Below are 17,624 nucleotides of genomic sequence, written 5' to 3'. Positions count from 1 at the left end.
AAGCGCCAGACGATGGCAAATTTATGGTGCCACGAAGGCGCGACGATGGCGCCATGCACCGAGACTTCCACGCCGCGATATTCCGATGACGACTGCCATTCCTTCCGGTGCCGCGCCACTGCTGCCGCTCGACGCGCCGCTCACGCGCACGGCCGGCGCGCCTTCCTTGCAGCGGCAGTTGCTGCGCCGCGTGCGCGATGCGATTCTCGGCGGCGCGATGCCGGCCGGCACGCGGCTGCCCGGCACGCGTGCGCTGGCCGAGACGCTCGGCGTGTCGCGCAACACGACGGCGGCGGTCTACGAGCAGCTCGTCGCCGAAGGATTCCTGCAATCCGATCGTCGCGGCACGCGCGTGGTCGGCCTGTCGCGGCCGGCCGCGCCGCGTCGGCGGGCCGCACCGCCGGCCGTCGCGCAGCGGCTCGGCCGGATCCGTCCGAGCCTGATCGGCACCGGCGAATCGGACGGCTTCCGGCCGGGCGTGCCCGCGCTGTCGCATTTCCCGGTCGATGCGTGGCGGCACGCGATCGACCGTGCATTGCGCCGCGCCGGCCGCGACCTGCTCGCGTACGGCGACCCGCTCGGCGAGCGCGCACTGCGCGAGTCGATCGCGCGCCATCTGGCCGTGACGCGCGGCGTGCGCTGCGATCCCGAGCAGATCGTGATCACCGAGGGCGCGCAGGGTGCGATCGCGTTGTGCGCGCAACTGCTGACGAACCCGGGCGATACGGTCTGGGTCGAGGAACCCGGCTATCGCGGCGCGCGCACCGCGATGCAGGCGGCCGATCTCGACGTCGTGCCGATGCCGGTGGACGCGGAGGGGCTGCGCGCGGAGGACGCGAACTGGCGCGAGCGGCCGCCTCGGCTCGTCTACACCACGCCGTCGAACCAGTTCCCGACCGGCGCGGTGCTGTCGATCTCGCGCCGGCTCGCACTGATCGACGCCGCACGCCGGCATCGCGCGTGGATCATCGAGGACGATTACGACAGCGAGTTTCGGCATACCGGCGAGCCGATCGGCGCGTTGCACGGGCTCGCGGCCGACTCGCCGGTCGTCTATCTCGGCTCGTTCAGCAAGACGATGTTTCCGGCGTTGCGGATCGGTTTTCTCGTGCTGCCCGACGCGCTGCTGGCCGCGGTGCGGCCGGCGTTGCCGGAGATGCTGCGCGGCGGGACGCGCCACGTGCAGCTCGCGCTCGCCGATTTCATCGAGACGGGGGAGTACGGGCGGCATCTCGGGCGGATGCGCCGGCTGTACCGCGACCGGCGGCGCTTGCTGCTCGCCGCGCTGGACGACGCGTTCGCCGTGCCGCATCAGGTCGAGGGCGGGCCGTGCGGGCTGCATCTGGCGCTGCGGCTGCCGGCACGCTATCGCGACCGCGCGATCGTCGAGGCGGCGCGCGTGCACGGGATCGGGCCGTTTCCGCTATCGGGTTTTTCGATCCATGCGACGTCGGCGGCCAACGGGCTCGTGCTCGGGTTCGGCAATACGTCGGCCGATGCGTTCGCGCCGATGCTGCGGACGTTGTCGACGATCGCGTATCGGGTCGCGGGCGATTGAGTCGCGTCGCTGCGCATCGCCGGGAGGCGAAGCGGGCGAATCGGAACTTACCGCACGCGTTCCTCGCGCATGATCCGGCGGGCAGCCGCCAGGCCGAGCACGAGCAGCACCGCGACATACGCGGCGACCGCAGACCACGCACCGTGTTGCCAGAACGTGCCGCCGACCGAGCCCAGCACGCTCGACCCGAGGTAATAGGCCAGCAGGTAGAGCGACGCGGCATGCCCCTTCGCGGAACCTGCAAGGTGGCCAACCCAGCCGCTCGCGACCGCATGCGCGATGAAGAAGCCGATCGTGATCAGCACGATCCCGACGATGATCGCGACGAGCGAATGCGACAGCGTCAGCGCGAGGCCGGCCGCGAACACGAGAATGCCGCTGATGAGGACGGGCGCGCGCCCGAGACGATCGGCGAGTGCACCGGCGCTCGATGAAGACACCATCCCGAACAGGTAGGCGCCGAAGATCAGCCCGCATGCGGTCGCGCTCAGGTTGAACGGCGCGGCCGTCAGCCGGAACCCGGCGTAGTTGTATACGGTCACGAACGCGCCCATCATGAGGAAGCCGACCGCGAATACGAACGGCAGCCGCGCATGATGCAACTGCGCGTTCCACAGCCGCAGGTGGTGACGCACCGTCAGGTCGGTTCGCTTCACGAAGCGTCGCGACTGCGGCAGCAGCATCACGAACGCGACCGACGCGACCAGGTCGATGATCCCGATCGTCAGCATCGCGGTGCGCCAGGAGAAATACTCCTCGAGCGCGCTCATCCCGATTCGCCCGATCATGCCGCCGAACGCGGTGCCGCCGACATAAAGACCCATCGACAGGCCCAGCCCGTCGGCGGCGATTTCCTCGGCCAGATAGGCCATCGCCACTGCCGGAACGCCGCCGAGCGCGAAGCCTTCGAGCGCGCGCCAGATCAGCAGCAGGTTCCAGTTCGGCGCGATCGCCGAGAGCACGTTGAACAGTGCCGCGAGCGTCATCGACGCAAACATCAGCCCGCGTCGGCCGAAGCGTTCGGACAGCGCGCCGGCGCACAGGATGGAGACCGCCAGCATCCCCGTCGACAGCGACAGGGATAGCGAGCTCGACGCCGCGCCCAGGTTGAACTCGCGCGCGAACGCAGGCAGCAGCGGCTGCACGCAGTACAACAGCGAGAAGGTGGAAAAGCCGGCCAGGAAGAGTGCCAGTGCGATGCGCTTGTAGGCCGCCGAGCGGGGCGACACGCCGGCGGGCAGCGCATCCGGCGCGGCGCTCGGGGCGTGCGTCGCGGCGGACGAAATCGCGGGATTCGACATGGTATGGACCCGATGGGCTGCGGAATAGCCGAATTCTTGCGCACGGTCATATATATGTCCAATATATGAAATGAACCGTAGCAATACCTTTTGCGAATGGCTGGATCGCCATTTCCGTCGACCGAGATCACATGGAACTTCGACATCTCCGATACTTCCTGGCCGTGGCGGCCACGTTGAACTTCACCAAGGCCGCGGAGGCGCTCGGCATGGGGCAGCCGCCGCTGAGCCAGCAGATCAAGGCGCTCGAGAACGAACTCGGCGTGGAGCTGTTCAGGCGGACCGCACGCGGTGCCGAGCTGACCGTTGCGGGAGAGGTGTTCGCGGAAGAGGCACGGCGCGTGCTCGACGATGCGGAGCGCGCGGCGCGGGCGGCAAAACGGGCCGCGCGTGGGGAAATCGGGCAACTGCGGGTCGGATTCACGGGGACGGCCGCCTTCAACTCGAAAGTGGCCGACCTGATTCGCCGCTTTCGCGAAGCGTTTCCGGATACGGACCTGACGTTGCAGGAGGCGACCTCCGGCGTATTGCTCGAGGCGCTGGAAGCCGGGCGGCTCGATGTCGCGATCGTGCGTCCGGAGCGTCGTATCGCGGACACGTTGCGGGCAGCGGACTGGGACGAGGAGTCGATGTTCGTCGCGATGCCGGTCGCGCATCGCCTCGCGCAGCGGCGTCGCATCGACCTGGCGGAACTGGCCGACGAGGCGTTCGTGCAGGTGCCGCGCGAAGCGGGCAGTGCACTGTTCGACGACATCGTCGCGGCGTGCAATGCCGCCGGCTTCCAGCCGCGCATGGCGCAGCCGGCGCCGCAAATCGCGTCGGCGGTGACGCTCGTCGCGGCCGGGCTCGGCGTGTCGATCGTGCCGAAGGCGATCACGCAGGTGCGGGTCGCAGGCGTCGTGTATCGGCAGGTCGCGGGCAACGGGCTGCGCGCGAGGCTCGCGATTGCGTCGCGACGCGACGACCCGTCGGCGGTGGTGCGCAACTTTCTGCTGCTGGCCTGGTAGCGCGGGACGCACGTCGTCGTGCGCATCGCCGCGGTATCGGGTGGATATTCTGATTGACGAACCGTGAACTTTGCCCGGACCGAACGCTGTCGCGGCTCCTCCGTCGCGTGACGACCCGGCATGCGGGTTTCGATTCGTATGTTCCGGATGCCGCTTGGACTATAAATGGAGGGGTGTACCGGTGCTTGTCGGGCGCCCGCGCGTGGCGCGCGGGGCGGCGCCGCGACTGCCGGGGGAGGTGCACCGTGGTTCGCCAGACGCTTGCTCGCGCCGTGCTTCGCACCGCGTTGATCGGGGGCGTATTCGCCTCGTTGCTGTCGCCATCGCCAGCTGTTGCCGGAGCCGTCGCACCGCCCGCCACACCGCCTGTCATGAAGAACCGGCTCGCCGCATCGCCTCACTCGATGCCGGTCGACTTCCCGGCGATCGTCGACCGTTACGGCCCGGCGGTCGTCACCATCATGACCGCCGCGCCCGACCAGCAGGCCGGTGGCCCGTCCTTCGCGATTCTCGATTCCGACGATCCGCTTGCCGCGTTCTTCCGCCGCGGCGGTCCGCCGGCGTCCGCACAAGGTCCACTGGCGCCGGCGCCCGATACGTCGCCGCGCACGCTGTCGGGCAGCGGCTCGGGCTTCATCGTCAGCGCCGACGGGCTGATCCTCACGTCCGCGCATGTCGTCGACGATGCGACCGATGTCACGGTGCGACTGGCCGATCGTCGCGACCTGAAGGCGACGGTGCTGGCCGTCGATCCGCAGAGCGACGTCGCCGTGCTGCGCGTCGACGCGACGAAGCTGCCGGTCGTGCGCATCGGCGATTCGTCGAGGGTGCGCGCCGGCGAACCGGTGATGACGATGGGTGCGCCGGACGGCTCTGGCAACACGGTCACGGCCGGCATCATCAGCGCGACGTCGCATGCGCTGCCGGACGGCAGCGGGTTTCCGTTCTTCCAGACCGACATCGCGGTGAATCCCGACAACTCGGGCGGCCCCGTGTTCAACCGCGCGGGCGACGTGATCGGCATCGCGGTGCAGGTCTATACGGGCGCCGACCGGTACGCGAGCACGACGTTCGCGATCCCGATCGCGCTCGCCGTGAAGGTGCGTGCGCAGGTGCAGGCACAGAGCCGCGCCAATGCGCAGGCGCAGCGCGCGTCGTCCGGCAACGCGCTCGGCGTCGACGTACAGGACGTCGGCGTCGGGCTGGCCGCTGCGTTCGGCCTGCCGCGTCCGGCGGGCGCGCTCGTCAACGGCGTCGATCCCGGCTCGCCGGCCGCCGCGGCGGGCGTGAGGCCCGGCGACGTGATCGTCAAGTTCGGCGACAGGCCGATTGGCCAGTCGGCCGAACTGAACGACCTGGCCGCCGCATTGCCGCCAGGCGCAAAGGCGCCGGTGCGGCTGATCCGCAACCGCGCGCCGATGATGCTGACGGTCACCGGCGCGGCGACCGGCGACGCGATCGACAACGCGGGTGCGACGGGCAGCGCGGGCACGGTTGGCGCGGGCGGTGCCGCCGGCGTGGCGATGGCGGCCGCGCGGCCGGCTGACAGCGGCGATCGGCTCGGGCTGACGATGCATCCGCTGAGCGACGCCGAACGGCGTTCGACCGGGCTCGCGGTCGGGATGATGGTGGATGCGGTGCGCGGGCCGGCCGCGAACGCGGGCATCCGTCCGGGCGACGTCGTGCTCGAGCTCAACGACACGCTGCTCGAAACGCCGGACGACGTGCAGTCGCTCGAGGCGAAAGGCGGTGTGATCGCGGTGCTGATCCAGCGCGAGAATGCGCGGAAGTTCGTGTCGGTGCGTGCGCGGTAGGGTGTTGACGGGAGGGTGGGAAGAGCGTCGGTGTGCGGCCAGAGGCGTCACTCACGAAGGCGTTTGACCGGATGTTTGTAAGGCGGCTACACCTCCGCCATCGGCCGTTCGCGGCTTGCGCGTAGCGACGTGCCTGGTCCATTCATTGACGCTGCCCAGACGGAAATCCATGGGCATTCGCTTGCCATGCCGCTAACACGCCAATCACCAGCAGCGACGCGACCACCCACGGAAAAGAAGCGACGCCTACCGTCCCGAGTAGTACCCCACCGACAATTCCACTACCGGCAAACGAAAGATTGAACACCGTCACCAATGCGGACTGCGCGATGTCAGCCCCCTCGCCGGCTGCATCGGCCAAAGCAGTCTGAAGAAGGGTCGGCGCTCCGCCGAAACTGAAGCCCCAGATCGCAACGCCAACGCAGATGACCGTGGGTGACGTGGCGCCTAACCCAAATATCACCGAAACGCAGGCGAAGGCTCCGAGCCCGCCCAATACCAACAGGCGCAGCCACCCGTCAACGAGAGAACCGATAACCCAAATGCCGAGCATGGAAGAGATACCAAAGATCAGCAGCACAGAATCCACATCGCGCGCCAGTCCGACCGATGCCAGGTAAGGCGCAATGTACGTGTAAAGAATGTAATGTGGAAGAATCCAGGCCATCACCACGAACAGCACGGGTCGCACGCCCCGGATCATGAGGACTCGCCGCATCGGCAAACGGTGGTTCGTCATCTCGCCAGGATAATCCGGCACTTTCCAGCACACCAAGGCCATTAACGCCAGTGACATCCCGGACATAATGCCAAAGATGCTGCGCCAGCCGACCATACTGCCGAGCCAGACGCTTAACGGCACCCCGACCGACAACGCCAAAGGAATGCCGATCATCGCCACCGCAAGCGCGCGTCCCTGCATCGACGCGGGAACCATACGCCGCGCGTATGACGCCAAAAGGCACCAAGCCAGTCCGGTGGCGAGTCCCACAGCAAAGCGCGTAGCCAGCGTCAGCACGTAATTCGTCGACACCGCAGTGATCGCATTGCAAACGAGAAACGCGGCCAACACCAGCAACAAGACATGCCGCCGTTGCCACTTACGGACAACTGCGGTCAGCGGGATGGCTGCTACACCCGACCCGAGCGCACAGAGGGTTACAAGTTGCCCAGCCCAGGCTTCGCTGACGTGGAACCCTTGTGCAATCTCTGGAAGCAAGCCAGCCGGCACAGTTTCGTTCGCTGTGGCGATGAAACTGGCCATCGCCAATGCAAACAACGCTCCCACGGGGAGACGATTCACCGTCTCAGCGCATCCGATACCCACGGTCGCTGCCCCGCAATTTTTATCCATCTTGTTCTCCAGATTTCAACGTTTTCCCTCGTTGGGGCTTGCAGAGTGGCAGTCTGACTAGTAAACATGGATTTGATAATTGGCCGCGCATTTGAATACTTTTCAAATCTGGATGAAGAATGGCAACTGATCGACTGGGCGACATGCGTTTGTTCGTGGAGGCAGCGGCACTGGGCAACTTGTCCGCTGCCGGTCGTAAGCTGGGATTCTCACCGGCAGCAGCGAGCGCGCGGCTCACCAAACTGGAAGCGGCACTCTCAACAAGGCTATTCGACCGCAATACAAGGCAACTACGCCTAACCGAAGAGGGCCGGCTATACCACCACCACTGCCGCATCGCATTGAGGGCCATCGAGGATGCCGAGGCCGCACTCAACGCGAGCCAGGGGATAGCGCGCGGCAAGGTTCGGATTTCGGCATCGGCCGATTTCGGCCGCAATCTACTGAGTAGCTGGCTAGAAGACTTCGTTCGCACGCAGCCCGAGCTGAAAATCGCACTTAACCTGACCGACTCCGTCTCCGACTTGCTGCAAGACGACGTGGATCTCGCAATCCGATTTGGAAGGCCAAACAATCCTTCACTTATCGCACGGCAACTTGCACCGAACTGGCGAGTGCTATGTGCGTCTCCTGAATATCTGACCAATCACGGCACGCCGCGGATCCCGGCTGACCTGGTTGCCCATCAGTTTGTCGTTCTGGTTACGGCTGCAGGCCCGTTGAACGAATTTCACTTCGTGTCCGAAGGCAAGCGTTGGAATCACACCGTAGCAATGGAAAACGCATGGGAAACAAATGATGGCGCCTTGGCACGTGCGTGGACACTTGCCGGGTTCGGCATAGCCCGCAAGACAATATGGGATGCCGCAGCGGATATTCGTGCAGGCAAACTTCAGGTCGTGTTGCCGGAGTGGGTCGAAGGTGAGCCCGGCATATATGCCGTGTTGAACCGAAATCGCTATATGACTCCACGCGTGAGGGTGCTACTGGACTTCCTGGTCGACCGCTTCCAGCGTGCGATGTCCGAGGGCATCCTGGCCGGGATGCCCGCGCCATCAGGGTCGGAAAACCTAGGCTAACTTGCGATAGTCACTGACTTTCAAAGTGCGCCAGCGGTGAGATTCCCGATTAGGGCGTCGCTAGCAGGTGCGGCTCGTGACATGCGGTGAACAGACATTCGAGGTGCGCTATGTGAGTGTCCCGGATGAGTCGGCAGCGGTCAGTTGCTTTTGACCGCAGCCGGCCAGGTTCCGTCATTCGCTCGCGCGACGCGACGGACACTCGAATGTCCGCATCGGATAGTGACGATTTGCTTGAGGGGCGCCTGCACCAACCGTGTCGGGCAGTCGTGAATCGACACAGCGAAGCTGACACGTTCGATCTCACGCGACGTCCACGACGATTTTCCCGCGTGCGGTGGCGTTCGTGATGGCGTCGTAGGCGCATTCTGCGGATCGCAGGTCGAACCGGCGCGGATCGAGATTCGGAGTGAGCTTGCCGGCTTCGACCAACCGTGTGGCCTCGCGCAGTATCGCTCCGTGATGCGCGCGATGCATGCCCGTCAGGAGCGGATAGAGGGTGAAGACCCCAGAGTACGTGGCTTCTCGGAAAGACAGCGGCGCCAGCGCATGCGTACCCCAACCCAACGCGCTGACAACATGGCCAAAATGCTTGACCGCAGCAAACGAAGCATCGAGCGATGGGCCGCCGACGGTGTCGACAACGAGGTCGAAGCCAGTGTCGTGCGTCAACGATGCGACATACTGTTCGACGGATTGCGACCGGTAGTCTATTGGCTTAGCGCCGAGCCGCGCAACGAGATCGTGGTCGCGTGAACTTGCTGTTGCAAAAACTTGAGCACCGAGTGCGCGCGCCAGTTGCACCGAGATATGTCCGACACCGCCTGCTCCACCTTGCACCAGCACCGTTTCGCCCGCTTGCAGATGGGCCCGATCGACAATGCCGGAATAGGAAGTGATGAACGCGAGGGGTAGCGCCGCGGCTTCACGCATCGATAGGTTGGAGGGCTTGATCGCAAGCAGATCGGCATCCACCGCCGCATACTGGGCCAGCGAGCCCTGAATGCCGCCGACGCCGCCCGTCATACCGTAGACCTCGTCGCCGACATGGAAAGCGGTCACGCCCGGCCCGACGGCATCGACTACGCCAGCCATATCGATGCCGAGCACCAGCGGGAGCGGATGCTTCGCATGCGCCGCGCTGCCAGCGCGGATCTTGGTGTCGAGCGGATTGAGACCGCTTGCGGCAATGCGCACGCGCACCTGGCCGTGTGCGGGTTCAGGCATCGAGATTTCAGTCAATTCGAGCGGGCCGTTGTAGCGGCTGAGGACGAGCGCTTGCATAGTCATGGTGGTTTCCAATCGGGTTGTCTTTCCGTTGAGCTAATGGGTCGATGGGTTCATCGTGACGTATGCTATAACGCATGTAAATCAAAGTTTTAGCACGGAGTCCATGCAAAAATGAATGACCCGTACCTGGATTGGGGCGATGTCCGGATTTTTTTGGCGATTGCCCGCTGCGGCACGCTGGGGGCGGCAGCGAAGCGCGTGGGCCAGACTCAGCCCACCATGGGGCGCAGGTTGCGCGCACTCGAAGACGCGCTCGGACATATGCTGTTCCAGCGCACGAGCAATGGCTTTGTGCTGACGGATGAGGGTGCTACGGCGCTCGCCTATGCCGAGCGAATGGAGGAGGAAGCGCTTGGATTCACGCGCGCGCTCACCGGGAAAGAGACCCAGTTGACGGGTCTGCTCCGTGTCTCCTCGTCGGACTGGTTCGGCGTGCACATACTAACCCCCGTGTTCGCGCGCTTTCTAGCGAAGTACCCGGGCATCTCGTTGGAACTCGTCACGGATTCGCGCCTCTACAACCTCGCGCGGCGCGAGGCGGATCTGCTATTCCGCATCACGCCATTCGACGAACCCGACGTCATCCAGCGCAAGCTGATGCACATCGATTATGCGTTGTACGGGCACGTCGATCTCGTCCCGCCGACACGCGGGGACGGTGACGGCTACACGCTGATCAGCATGGACAGCGAGTTCAGCTCGCTGTCCGACGTCGAGTGGGTCAAGCGCATGCTGCCCCGGGCCAGGATCGTGTTCGGCAGCAACAATCGTGGAGTACAGGCGCGCATGTGTGCCGAAGGATCTGGCTTTGCAGTGCTGCCCTGTCCGCTGGGTGATGCGACGCCGGGCATCCGACGAGTCGATTTAGGCGAAGCCCCGCCGGGTCGCGATGTTTGGCTTGGCTTTCACCGCGATTTACGTCGAGTCGCGCGACTGCGCGCACTTCTGGATGCAACGATTGATTCGCTAGCGAACCTTTGAGTGAGGCGGGCGATCAATGCCTCCGTGCGATGTACGTCCGCTTCGCTGGACCGCCTTTCAAAGAATGCCCCCAGGGTATCGCAACAATTGTCCTCCAGTGGCTATACGGGTTTGCTCGCGCCCGGCCGTGCGAATGACCGTTGTTGCCAGGAACCGGCCAATTCACACATGGCAACTCGAAGTGCCCTTATGGGTCGAGATGCACCGCTCGGACGTCGCCCGCTCGCTCGAGCGGCGCGACAGCATCGTATGGCGCAGTTCGGCCACGAGCCGCCGGACGGTCAGAACATCTGGACGTCGGATATCGGCCCGAGACCTGCCCCTGTCCGACTACCGGCGGATGCGTTTGGTCGCCGGGCTCGCCCTCATATTTGCACGACGTCTCGCGCCCGTGTGAACCGATTGCCATCGGCCGAACCGCGGCTTGCCTTTACCTCTCGGATACGCGACATTTCTGGAACCGCCCTCAGGGGAGCAGAACACCCTGATCCAGGACAGTTTGTCACCGCAGCATCCAGGAACAATGCGCATCCCACCGCTAAAAGCCATCGTCGCGTTCGAGAGTGTCGCCCGGACAAAGAGTGTCAATCGGGCGGCCGATGAATTAGGGTTAACGCCGTCGGCGGTCAGCCATCAGATTGCCAATCTCGAATCCATGGTTGGAAGACCCTTGTTCATGAGGCTGGGGCGGGGACTGGTGCTGACGCCAACGGGTCAGCAGTATCTGGCCGATGTCACCGGATCGCTCGCCGACCTGAGCCGCGCGACGGAGCGCGCATCGAGCCAGTCGGGTATCGAGATTCTTCGCATTCATTCGAGTCCCAGCTTTGGGTTGATGTGGCTGCTGCCGCGGCTGACCTTGTTTCAGGAAGCGAACGGCGACATTCAGTTGAATCTCGCGTGCTCGTACGAGGACGTGTCGTTCACCTCGGGCCACTATGACCTCGACATAAGGCATGGCTACGCCCATTGGACCGATGGCGAGATCAAGACGCTACGCAACGAGTTCATCACGCCTCTTGCCTCGGAGGAATACCTCAAGCAACACCCGGTGCGTACCCCCGAGGATCTGCTCGAACGGCGCCTGATCTTTTCGGAGACGCCTCTCGTACAGTGGAAGCAATGGTTCGGCAAGTTCGGCGTCGCGGTATCGCACAAGGCATACGATTTCGCGTTCGACCGCTCGTACATGTCTCTCGAGGCCGCGGCATTGGGACACGGCATTGCGCTCGAAAGCACGATGCTCGCATCCGTCCATCTCAAACGAGGTTCACTCATACCGGTCTTCGATCGCACGTATGCGGTCGAGGTCGGAGCTCATCACCTCGTTTACCCTGCCAGGAATCTGGACTTGCCACGCGTGGCCAAATTTTTGGACTGGGTCGAGCAAGAGACCAGCCGCGCCGCCTTGTAGCGTCGGGCCGCGCAGGGCGGGGCGGCGGCGCCCCAGCGTTATGCCAAAGGGGCGCATTCTGACACCCGTGAGTCCACGTTCCAGCCACACCTGAAAATTCTTCAGCAATAGTTGAGCCGAACTGCATTGATCGAGATAGTTGAAGCACTGAAACTGCGTCTACCAACTAACGTGATCGATGGAGACAAACATGTTGCTCGACAGCAAAGTGGTCATCGTAACCGGTGCCGCCTCGCCGCGCGGCATCGGCAAGGCGACCGCAAAAGCGCTCGCTGCGCAAGGCGCGCGCGTAGTGATTCTGGATCTTCACAAGGGTGATGCCGAGAGTGCTGCGCGTGAGTTCGGCGAGGACAACCTCGGCCTCCACTGCGATGTGACCGACAAAGCCGCATGTATAGCTGCCGCCGCGGCGGTCATCGAGAAGTACGGCCGTGTAGATGGATTGATCAACAACGCAGGTATCACGCAGCCTTTGAAGACGATGGACATCGGCGCCGACAACTTCGATGCGGTCATCGACGTGAACCTGCGCGGCACGCTCTATATGTCGCAAGCGGTCATTCCGCAAATGCGGGCGCAAAGGAGCGGCAGCATCGTCTGCATGTCATCCGTTTCCGCGCAACGCGGCGGCGGCATCTTCGGCGGTCCGCACTACAGCGCAGCCAAAGCCGGTGTGCTCGGTCTCGCTCGCGCGATGGCGCGTGAACTCGGCCCGGACAACATCCGCGTCAACTCGATCACCCCGGGTCTCATTCAGACCGACATCACAGGCGACAAGCTCACGACCGAGATGCGCGCCGAAGTCATCAAGGGCATTCCGCTCGGCCGACTCGGCGATGCCGCGGACGTCGCGAACGCCTGCCTGTTCCTCTCGAGCGACCTGTCGACTTACCTCACGGGCATCACGCTCGACGTCAACGGCGGAATGCTGATCCATTAAGTACGACATCGGCCGCGGTTGCGGCAGATGGGGCAATGCACCCGGCGGTAAAACCCGGGGCGATATGGCAGGAGACAACCATGAAAACGAAGGCCACCGCGCCGTCAATGGCGGGCGATGTCACGAAGCTCGCCGACCCGGCGAGCTTCGAATCAAAAACGTATGCGAAAGTCGGACGGCGCCTGATACCGTTCCTGATGCTGTGCTACCTGGGCGCTTATCTCGATCGTGTCAACGTGGGCTTTGCAAAACTGCAGATGCTCAACGACCTGCGCTTCAGTGAAACCGTGTATGGCCTCGGCGCCGGTATTTTCTTTCTCGGTTATTTTCTCTTCGAGGTACCGAGTAATCTCATGTTGCACAGAGTAGGCGCACGAAACTGGCTCGCTCGCATCATGCTGACCTGGGCTGTGATTTCGGCCTCGTTTGTCTTCGTCAAGTCGCCCACAACGTTCTATATTCTCCGCTTTATGTTAGGCGTGGCCGAGGCGGGGTTCGCGCCGGGCGTCATTCTGTATCTGACATACTGGTTTCCTTCGGCACGGCGCGCAAAAGCACTCTCACTCTTTTTCATGGCTATTCCGCTGGCCGGCATTGTCGGCGGCCCGCTGTCCGGTTACATCCTGCATGCGTTCCAGGGCGTGCAGGGATTGGCTGGCTGGAAGTGGCTGTTCATCCTCGAAGCCCTGCCGTCGCTGCTCCTTGGTGTCACGATCCTGTTCTACCTCGATAACGGTATCGCTGCCGCGAAGTGGCTCACCGATGCGGAGAAAGCACTCCTCGCACGCAACGTGGCGAACGACAACGCGCACAAGATCGCGCATGTGTCGATCAGGTCGTTCATCGGCGATCGTCGTTTGTGGTTGATGGCCTCCATCTACTTCTGCGTCGTGCTCGGTCAATATGGGCTCACATTCTGGCTGCCGACGATCATCCGCAAATCCGGTGTGGCCGATCCGCTGTGGGTGGGCGTCTTTACAGCCATCCCGTACCTGTGCGCGATCATTGCGCTGCCGCTGGTGGGAGCGAGCGCTGACCGGCATCGCGAACGCCGTCTGCATCTTGCGATCCCGATGCTCGTATCGGCAGCGGGCTTCGCAACGCTTCCGACACTGGGCGGAGTCGGCGCGTCGCTGGTGTGTGTCAGCGTCGCCGCCGCAGGCATTCTCGCTTCGTCTTCGCAGTTCTGGTCACTGCCGACCGCGCTTCTCGGCGGCATGTCCGCCGCGGCGGGTATCGCGGCGGTGAACTGCTTCGCCAATCTCGCCGGCTTCTTCTCGCCGGCCATCGTGGGCTGGTTGAACGATCTGACCGGTAAATCGACGGCTGGGCTCATCTTCATCTCCGTCGCGATCGTCATCGGTGCCGGGCTTGTTTTCCTCGTGCCGGCCAAAACCGTCAATCGCTGACACCGTCCGCTGCAAAGACTCACCTTTTTGAATCAAGGATCCACCATGAACAATCCGTCATCAGATGGGCTGACGCTCGCCGAGCGCGCCTACCGGATTCGCAGAAACGCATTGCTGATGGGCGAGGTACAGGGCCAAGGCTATATCGGCCAGGCGCTCGATATCGCCGATGTACTCGCGGTTGCCTACTTTGGCGCGATGCGCTACCAGCCCGACAGTCCGGACTGGGAAGGCCGCGATCGCTTCCTGTTGTCCAATGGTCACTATGCAATCGCGCTCTACGCCGCGCTTTTCGAAGCCGGCTTCCTGCCACCGGAAGAACTCGAAACCTACGGCAGCGACGACAGCCGGTTGCCGATGTCCGGAATGGCGAGCTACACGCCCGGCATGGAGATGTCCGGCGGCTCGCTCGGCCACGGTCTCACGATCGCGGTGGGCCGCTGCCTGGGACTGAAGCGCAAGGGCTCGAACGCCTTCGTCTACACGCTCTTCTCCGACGGTGAACTCGACGAAGGCGCCATCTGGGAGGGCCTCATGTCGGCCGCTCACTGGAAGCTGGACAACCTGATCGCCATGGTCGATGTCAACAACCAGCAAGCCGACGGTCCGTCCTCGACGATCATGGCGTTCGAGCCGCTCGTCGAGAAGCTCGAAGCATTTGGCTGGTTCACCCAGCGGGTGGACGGCAACGACATTGACGCAGTGAAGGCTGCCTTCGATGCTGCACGCAATCATCCGAAAGAGCAGCCCCGGATCATCGTTTGCGATACCCGCATGGGCTGCGGCGTGCCGTTCCTCGAAGAACGGGAAAAGAACCATTTCATCCGCGTCGACGCCCATGAGTGGCAACTGGCGCTCGCAGCACTCGAAGCAGGGAGACAAGCATGAGCGACACCACTCTCACCACGAAGCCGCGCCTGAAGACCTCGGCGATGATCGCGTCTATTGCCGGCGAAGGACAGGTCACGCGTTCCGCCCCGTTCGGTCATGCGCTGGCCCGGTTGGCTCGGGAGAAGACGAACGTAGTTGGCATGACTGCCGACCTCGGCAAGTACACCGACCTGCACATCTTCGGAAAGGAGTTTCCAGACCGTTACTATCAGATGGGCATGGCCGAGCAATTGCTGATGGGCGCGGCCGCCGGTATGGCGCATGAAGGCGCCCAGCCGTTCGTGACGACGTACGCCGTATTCGCAACCCGTCGCGCGTATGACTTCATGCACCAGGCCATCGCGGAAGACAACCTCGACGTAAAGATCATCTGCGCACTGCCGGGGCTTACGACCGGCTACGGACCGAGCCATCAGGCGGCCGAGGATCTTGCGCTGATGCGCGCGATGCCGAACATGACGGTCATCGATCCGTGCGATGCGCTCGATACCGAGCAGATGGTGCCGGCGATCGCCGCGCATAACGGGCCGGTGTATGCGCGCCTGCTGCGTGGCAACGTTCCGGCCGTGCTCGATGAATACGACTATCAGTTCGAACTCGGCAAAGCCAAGCTGCTGCGCGACGGCGCCGACGTTCTGATCATCTCCTCGGGCATCATGACGATGCGCTCGCTGGAAGTCGCGAAGGTGCTCGAAGCGGACAACGTAGGCGTTGGCGTATTGCACGTGCCGACCATCAAGCCGCTCGACACCGAGACGATCTTGCGTGAAGCCCGACGCACGGGTCGCATGGTCGTGGTCGCCGAGAATCATTCGGTGATCGGCGGTCTTGGCGAAGCGGTCGCGACCTCGCTGCTTACGGCGGGCGTGACGCCAATGTACCGTCAAATCGCACTGCCCGATGAGTTCCTCGGTGCGGGCGCGCTGCCGACCTTGCACGATCGCTATGGCATCTCCACCCACGTCATGGCCAATACCATCAAGGGCTGGCTTGGTTGAGCCCACAGCGTTGTCCCGGCGCAGCACCACGGCGGACATCGCTTCGCCTGCGTATGAAACATGTCCTCGGCTAGCTTGAGCGGGGAGGGTGCGTCGGTTCCATCGACGCACCCTCCTGAAAAAGTAGGCTGCTGACATGTGTCAAGCAAAGCCTGCCCGACTGAAGAAGAGCGCTGACGGGCCGCTTGCCGCTTGTCATCGGCCTCTCGGAATGAGCGAGCGACTGGCAGCGCCGGGTCGGCCGCGGTCGGTTGCTTTTGACCGCAGCCGGCCACGACCACTCATTCGCCAGCGACTCCACATGGCCGTGCGAGCGTGTGTTGATACCTTGGTAACTGCGGCCCGGCCTCGATCCACGCCGCCTGCCACATGACCGAGACGTGGCGTGGCAGAAAAAAGGGGCGATGCCTCATTTGCGATGCCCCTATCACCGGCTACGGTGCCGATGTGCTGCGCGGCTGTATAGCGCGCAGATATCGGGCTATATCCCCCGCTGCGTCGCGAGCGCTACGCATTACACCGATGAGCGTGGCAGACGCGGCGCCGCACCACTCGCCGTAACCGACAAACCACAAGCGTTCCTCGTCGCTGGCTCGCGTCCCGTCTGTCCTCGGCAATCCGTTTGCATCACAGATCTGCAGCGGGTCAAGATGTTTGAGTGCGGGGCGGAACCCGGTGCACCAGATCACGACATCGACGCGGGAATGCGTGCCGTCGCTCCACGCGACGCCGTCTGTATCGAAATGGCTGAACGGACGCATTGCGTGCAGAACGCCACGCGCACGCGCGTCCCGTACAGGTGGCACCATGACGATGTCGCCCAAACCACCTACTGGTGCCGTCATCGTGTGCCCATCGCGAAGAGCCTGCCATTTGGCTGTCGCGCGTTCGAACAAGACCCGGCCATCTACGTCGTCTGGAAGAAAAACCGGTTCCTGCAACGTCACCCACATGGCGTTGCAGACGGTCGATACCTCCGCCAGGATCTGCGCGCCCGAGTTGCCGCCGCCCACCACCAGCACGTTTTGTCCGCGCAGATCGTTCGGATTGCGATACTGAGCCGAATGCATCTGACGACCGCGAAAGATCTCGCGTCCAGGATAGTCGGGGACATACGGCGCGCTCCAGGTACCGGTCGCACTCACGATCGCCCCGGCGAGCCATTCCCCGCGATCAGTACTGACCAGCAACCCACCCTGAACGCGTGAAACGGATTCGACATGAACGGGGCGTCGGACAGGGATGTGATAACGCTCCTCATATCGCGCCAGATAGTCGATAACCTCGTTGCGCGACGGGTATCTGTCGTGTGATACGGGCATCTGCCAGCCTGGCAGCGAACTCCATTGCGACGGCGAAAACAGGTGTAGCGAGTCCCAGGTATGTCGCCAGGCGCCTCCTGGGGCGCTTTGGTTATCCAGCACGAGATAGTCGAGCCCCGCGCGACGCAGAAAGTAGGCGGTGGCAAGCCCGGCCTGGCCACCGCCGATTACCACGACATCAATGTCTACAGGCATCCGCTTTCGTCCCATCTCATGATTCGGATTCCGGCGGTCACGCCGCCCATTGAGCTCAAAGGCGGTGGGCG

General features: G+C 63.6%; 14 protein-coding genes. 10 read left to right on the top strand and 4 right to left on the bottom strand.

Annotated elements, in window-relative coordinates; all coding sequences use genetic code 11:
* The first annotated feature begins 85 nt into the window (after positions 1-85).
* Complete coding sequence (locus LGM71_RS06865; RefSeq protein ID WP_226114368.1) at positions 86-1,558, top strand: PLP-dependent aminotransferase family protein; 1,473 nt, start codon at positions 86-88, stop codon at positions 1,556-1,558.
* Between the two features lie 47 nt (positions 1,559-1,605).
* Here LGM71_RS06865 and LGM71_RS06860 read toward each other — a convergent pair whose 3' ends face one another.
* Entirely contained in the window at positions 1,606-2,859 is a 1,254-nt protein-coding gene (locus LGM71_RS06860) for an MFS transporter (RefSeq protein WP_226114367.1), read from the bottom strand.
* A gap of 131 nt (positions 2,860-2,990) precedes the next feature.
* Between LGM71_RS06860 and LGM71_RS06855 the strand changes: the two genes are divergently transcribed.
* Both LGM71_RS06855 and LGM71_RS06850 read left to right on the top strand, forming a co-directional pair.
* The gene (locus LGM71_RS06855; protein ID WP_226114366.1) at positions 2,991-3,866 is read left to right on the top strand and encodes a LysR family transcriptional regulator; all 876 of its coding nucleotides are present in this window, start codon (positions 2,991-2,993) and stop codon (positions 3,864-3,866) included.
* A gap of 245 nt (positions 3,867-4,111) precedes the next feature.
* Entirely contained in the window at positions 4,112-5,680 is a 1,569-nt protein-coding gene (locus LGM71_RS06850) for a trypsin-like peptidase domain-containing protein (protein ID WP_226114364.1), read from the top strand.
* A 142-nt stretch (positions 5,681-5,822) separates the two neighbouring features.
* On the opposite strand, the gene LGM71_RS06845 is transcribed toward LGM71_RS06850, so the two are convergent.
* On the bottom strand, positions 5,823-7,034 hold the full coding sequence (locus LGM71_RS06845; protein ID WP_151047356.1) for an MFS transporter: 1,212 nt from the start codon (positions 7,032-7,034) through the stop codon (positions 5,823-5,825).
* Positions 7,035-7,153: 119 nt separating this feature from the next.
* Here LGM71_RS06845 and LGM71_RS06840 point away from each other — a divergent pair, with 119 nt between their 5' ends.
* Positions 7,154-8,113 carry a LysR family transcriptional regulator gene (locus LGM71_RS06840; RefSeq protein WP_124906447.1) on the top strand — a complete coding sequence of 320 codons (960 nt, stop codon included), beginning with the start codon at positions 7,154-7,156 and terminating at the stop codon, positions 8,111-8,113.
* 303 nt (positions 8,114-8,416) lie between these two features.
* On the opposite strand, the gene LGM71_RS06835 is transcribed toward LGM71_RS06840, so the two are convergent.
* Positions 8,417-9,403 carry a zinc-dependent alcohol dehydrogenase family protein gene (locus tag LGM71_RS06835; protein WP_124622963.1) on the bottom strand — a complete coding sequence of 329 codons (987 nt, stop codon included), beginning with the start codon at positions 9,401-9,403 and terminating at the stop codon, positions 8,417-8,419.
* Positions 9,404-9,514: 111 nt separating this feature from the next.
* Here LGM71_RS06835 and LGM71_RS06830 point away from each other — a divergent pair, with 111 nt between their 5' ends.
* From LGM71_RS06830 to LGM71_RS06805, 6 genes are all read left to right on the top strand, one after another.
* Complete coding sequence (locus LGM71_RS06830) at positions 9,515-10,384, top strand: LysR family transcriptional regulator (RefSeq protein WP_059607304.1); 870 nt, start codon at positions 9,515-9,517, stop codon at positions 10,382-10,384.
* A 523-nt stretch (positions 10,385-10,907) separates the two neighbouring features.
* On the top strand, positions 10,908-11,798 hold the full coding sequence (locus LGM71_RS06825) for a LysR substrate-binding domain-containing protein (RefSeq protein ID WP_226114764.1): 891 nt from the start codon (positions 10,908-10,910) through the stop codon (positions 11,796-11,798).
* 190 nt (positions 11,799-11,988) lie between these two features.
* Entirely contained in the window at positions 11,989-12,738 is a 750-nt protein-coding gene (locus tag LGM71_RS06820) for an SDR family NAD(P)-dependent oxidoreductase (RefSeq protein ID WP_124622959.1), read from the top strand.
* Between the two features lie 80 nt (positions 12,739-12,818).
* Complete coding sequence (locus tag LGM71_RS06815; RefSeq protein WP_226114363.1) at positions 12,819-14,147, top strand: MFS transporter; 1,329 nt, start codon at positions 12,819-12,821, stop codon at positions 14,145-14,147.
* 45 nt (positions 14,148-14,192) lie between these two features.
* Positions 14,193-15,035: a transketolase gene (locus tag LGM71_RS06810; protein ID WP_124622955.1), complete on the top strand. Its 843-nt coding sequence runs from the start codon at positions 14,193-14,195 to the stop codon at positions 15,033-15,035.
* Positions 15,032-16,036: a transketolase family protein gene (locus tag LGM71_RS06805; protein ID WP_124622953.1), complete on the top strand. Its 1,005-nt coding sequence runs from the start codon at positions 15,032-15,034 to the stop codon at positions 16,034-16,036. Before LGM71_RS06810 ends, LGM71_RS06805 begins: the two co-directional genes overlap by 4 nt.
* A gap of 434 nt (positions 16,037-16,470) precedes the next feature.
* On the opposite strand, the gene LGM71_RS06800 is transcribed toward LGM71_RS06805, so the two are convergent.
* Entirely contained in the window at positions 16,471-17,553 is a 1,083-nt protein-coding gene (locus LGM71_RS06800) for an ArsO family NAD(P)H-dependent flavin-containing monooxygenase (protein WP_226114361.1), read from the bottom strand.
* Positions 17,554-17,624: the final 71 nt, after the last annotated feature.

The sequence above is a fragment of the Burkholderia sp. AU33545 genome (genome assembly GCF_020419685.1).
GTDB classification, from domain to species: Bacteria; Pseudomonadota; Gammaproteobacteria; order Burkholderiales; family Burkholderiaceae; genus Burkholderia; species Burkholderia diffusa.
This window is presented reverse-complemented; position numbering and strand designations above follow the sequence as displayed.

Bases quoted from the DNA above. Each gene is read 5' to 3' on its own strand.
- LGM71_RS06860 (WP_226114367.1), bottom strand. From the start codon at position 2,859: ATGTCGAATCCCGCGATTTCGTCCGCCGCGACGCACGCCCCGAGCGCC.
- LGM71_RS06835 (WP_124622963.1), bottom strand. From the start codon at position 9,403: ATGACTATGCAAGCGCTCGTCCTCAGCCGCTACAACGGCCCGCTCGAA.
- LGM71_RS06825 (WP_226114764.1), top strand. From the start codon at position 10,908: ATGCGCATCCCACCGCTAAAAGCCATCGTCGCGTTCGAGAGTGTCGCC.
- LGM71_RS06865 (WP_226114368.1), top strand. From the start codon at position 86: ATGACGACTGCCATTCCTTCCGGTGCCGCGCCACTGCTGCCGCTCGAC.
- LGM71_RS06800 (WP_226114361.1), bottom strand. From the start codon at position 17,553: ATGCCTGTAGACATTGATGTCGTGGTAATCGGCGGTGGCCAGGCCGGG.
- LGM71_RS06845 (WP_151047356.1), bottom strand. From the start codon at position 7,034: ATGGATAAAAATTGCGGGGCAGCGACCGTGGGTATCGGATGCGCTGAG.
- LGM71_RS06815 (WP_226114363.1), top strand. From the start codon at position 12,819: ATGAAAACGAAGGCCACCGCGCCGTCAATGGCGGGCGATGTCACGAAG.
- LGM71_RS06820 (WP_124622959.1), top strand. From the start codon at position 11,989: ATGTTGCTCGACAGCAAAGTGGTCATCGTAACCGGTGCCGCCTCGCCG.
- LGM71_RS06840 (WP_124906447.1), top strand. From the start codon at position 7,154: ATGGCAACTGATCGACTGGGCGACATGCGTTTGTTCGTGGAGGCAGCG.
- LGM71_RS06855 (WP_226114366.1), top strand. From the start codon at position 2,991: ATGGAACTTCGACATCTCCGATACTTCCTGGCCGTGGCGGCCACGTTG.
- LGM71_RS06805 (WP_124622953.1), top strand. From the start codon at position 15,032: ATGAGCGACACCACTCTCACCACGAAGCCGCGCCTGAAGACCTCGGCG.
- LGM71_RS06810 (WP_124622955.1), top strand. From the start codon at position 14,193: ATGAACAATCCGTCATCAGATGGGCTGACGCTCGCCGAGCGCGCCTAC.
- LGM71_RS06830 (WP_059607304.1), top strand. From the start codon at position 9,515: ATGAATGACCCGTACCTGGATTGGGGCGATGTCCGGATTTTTTTGGCG.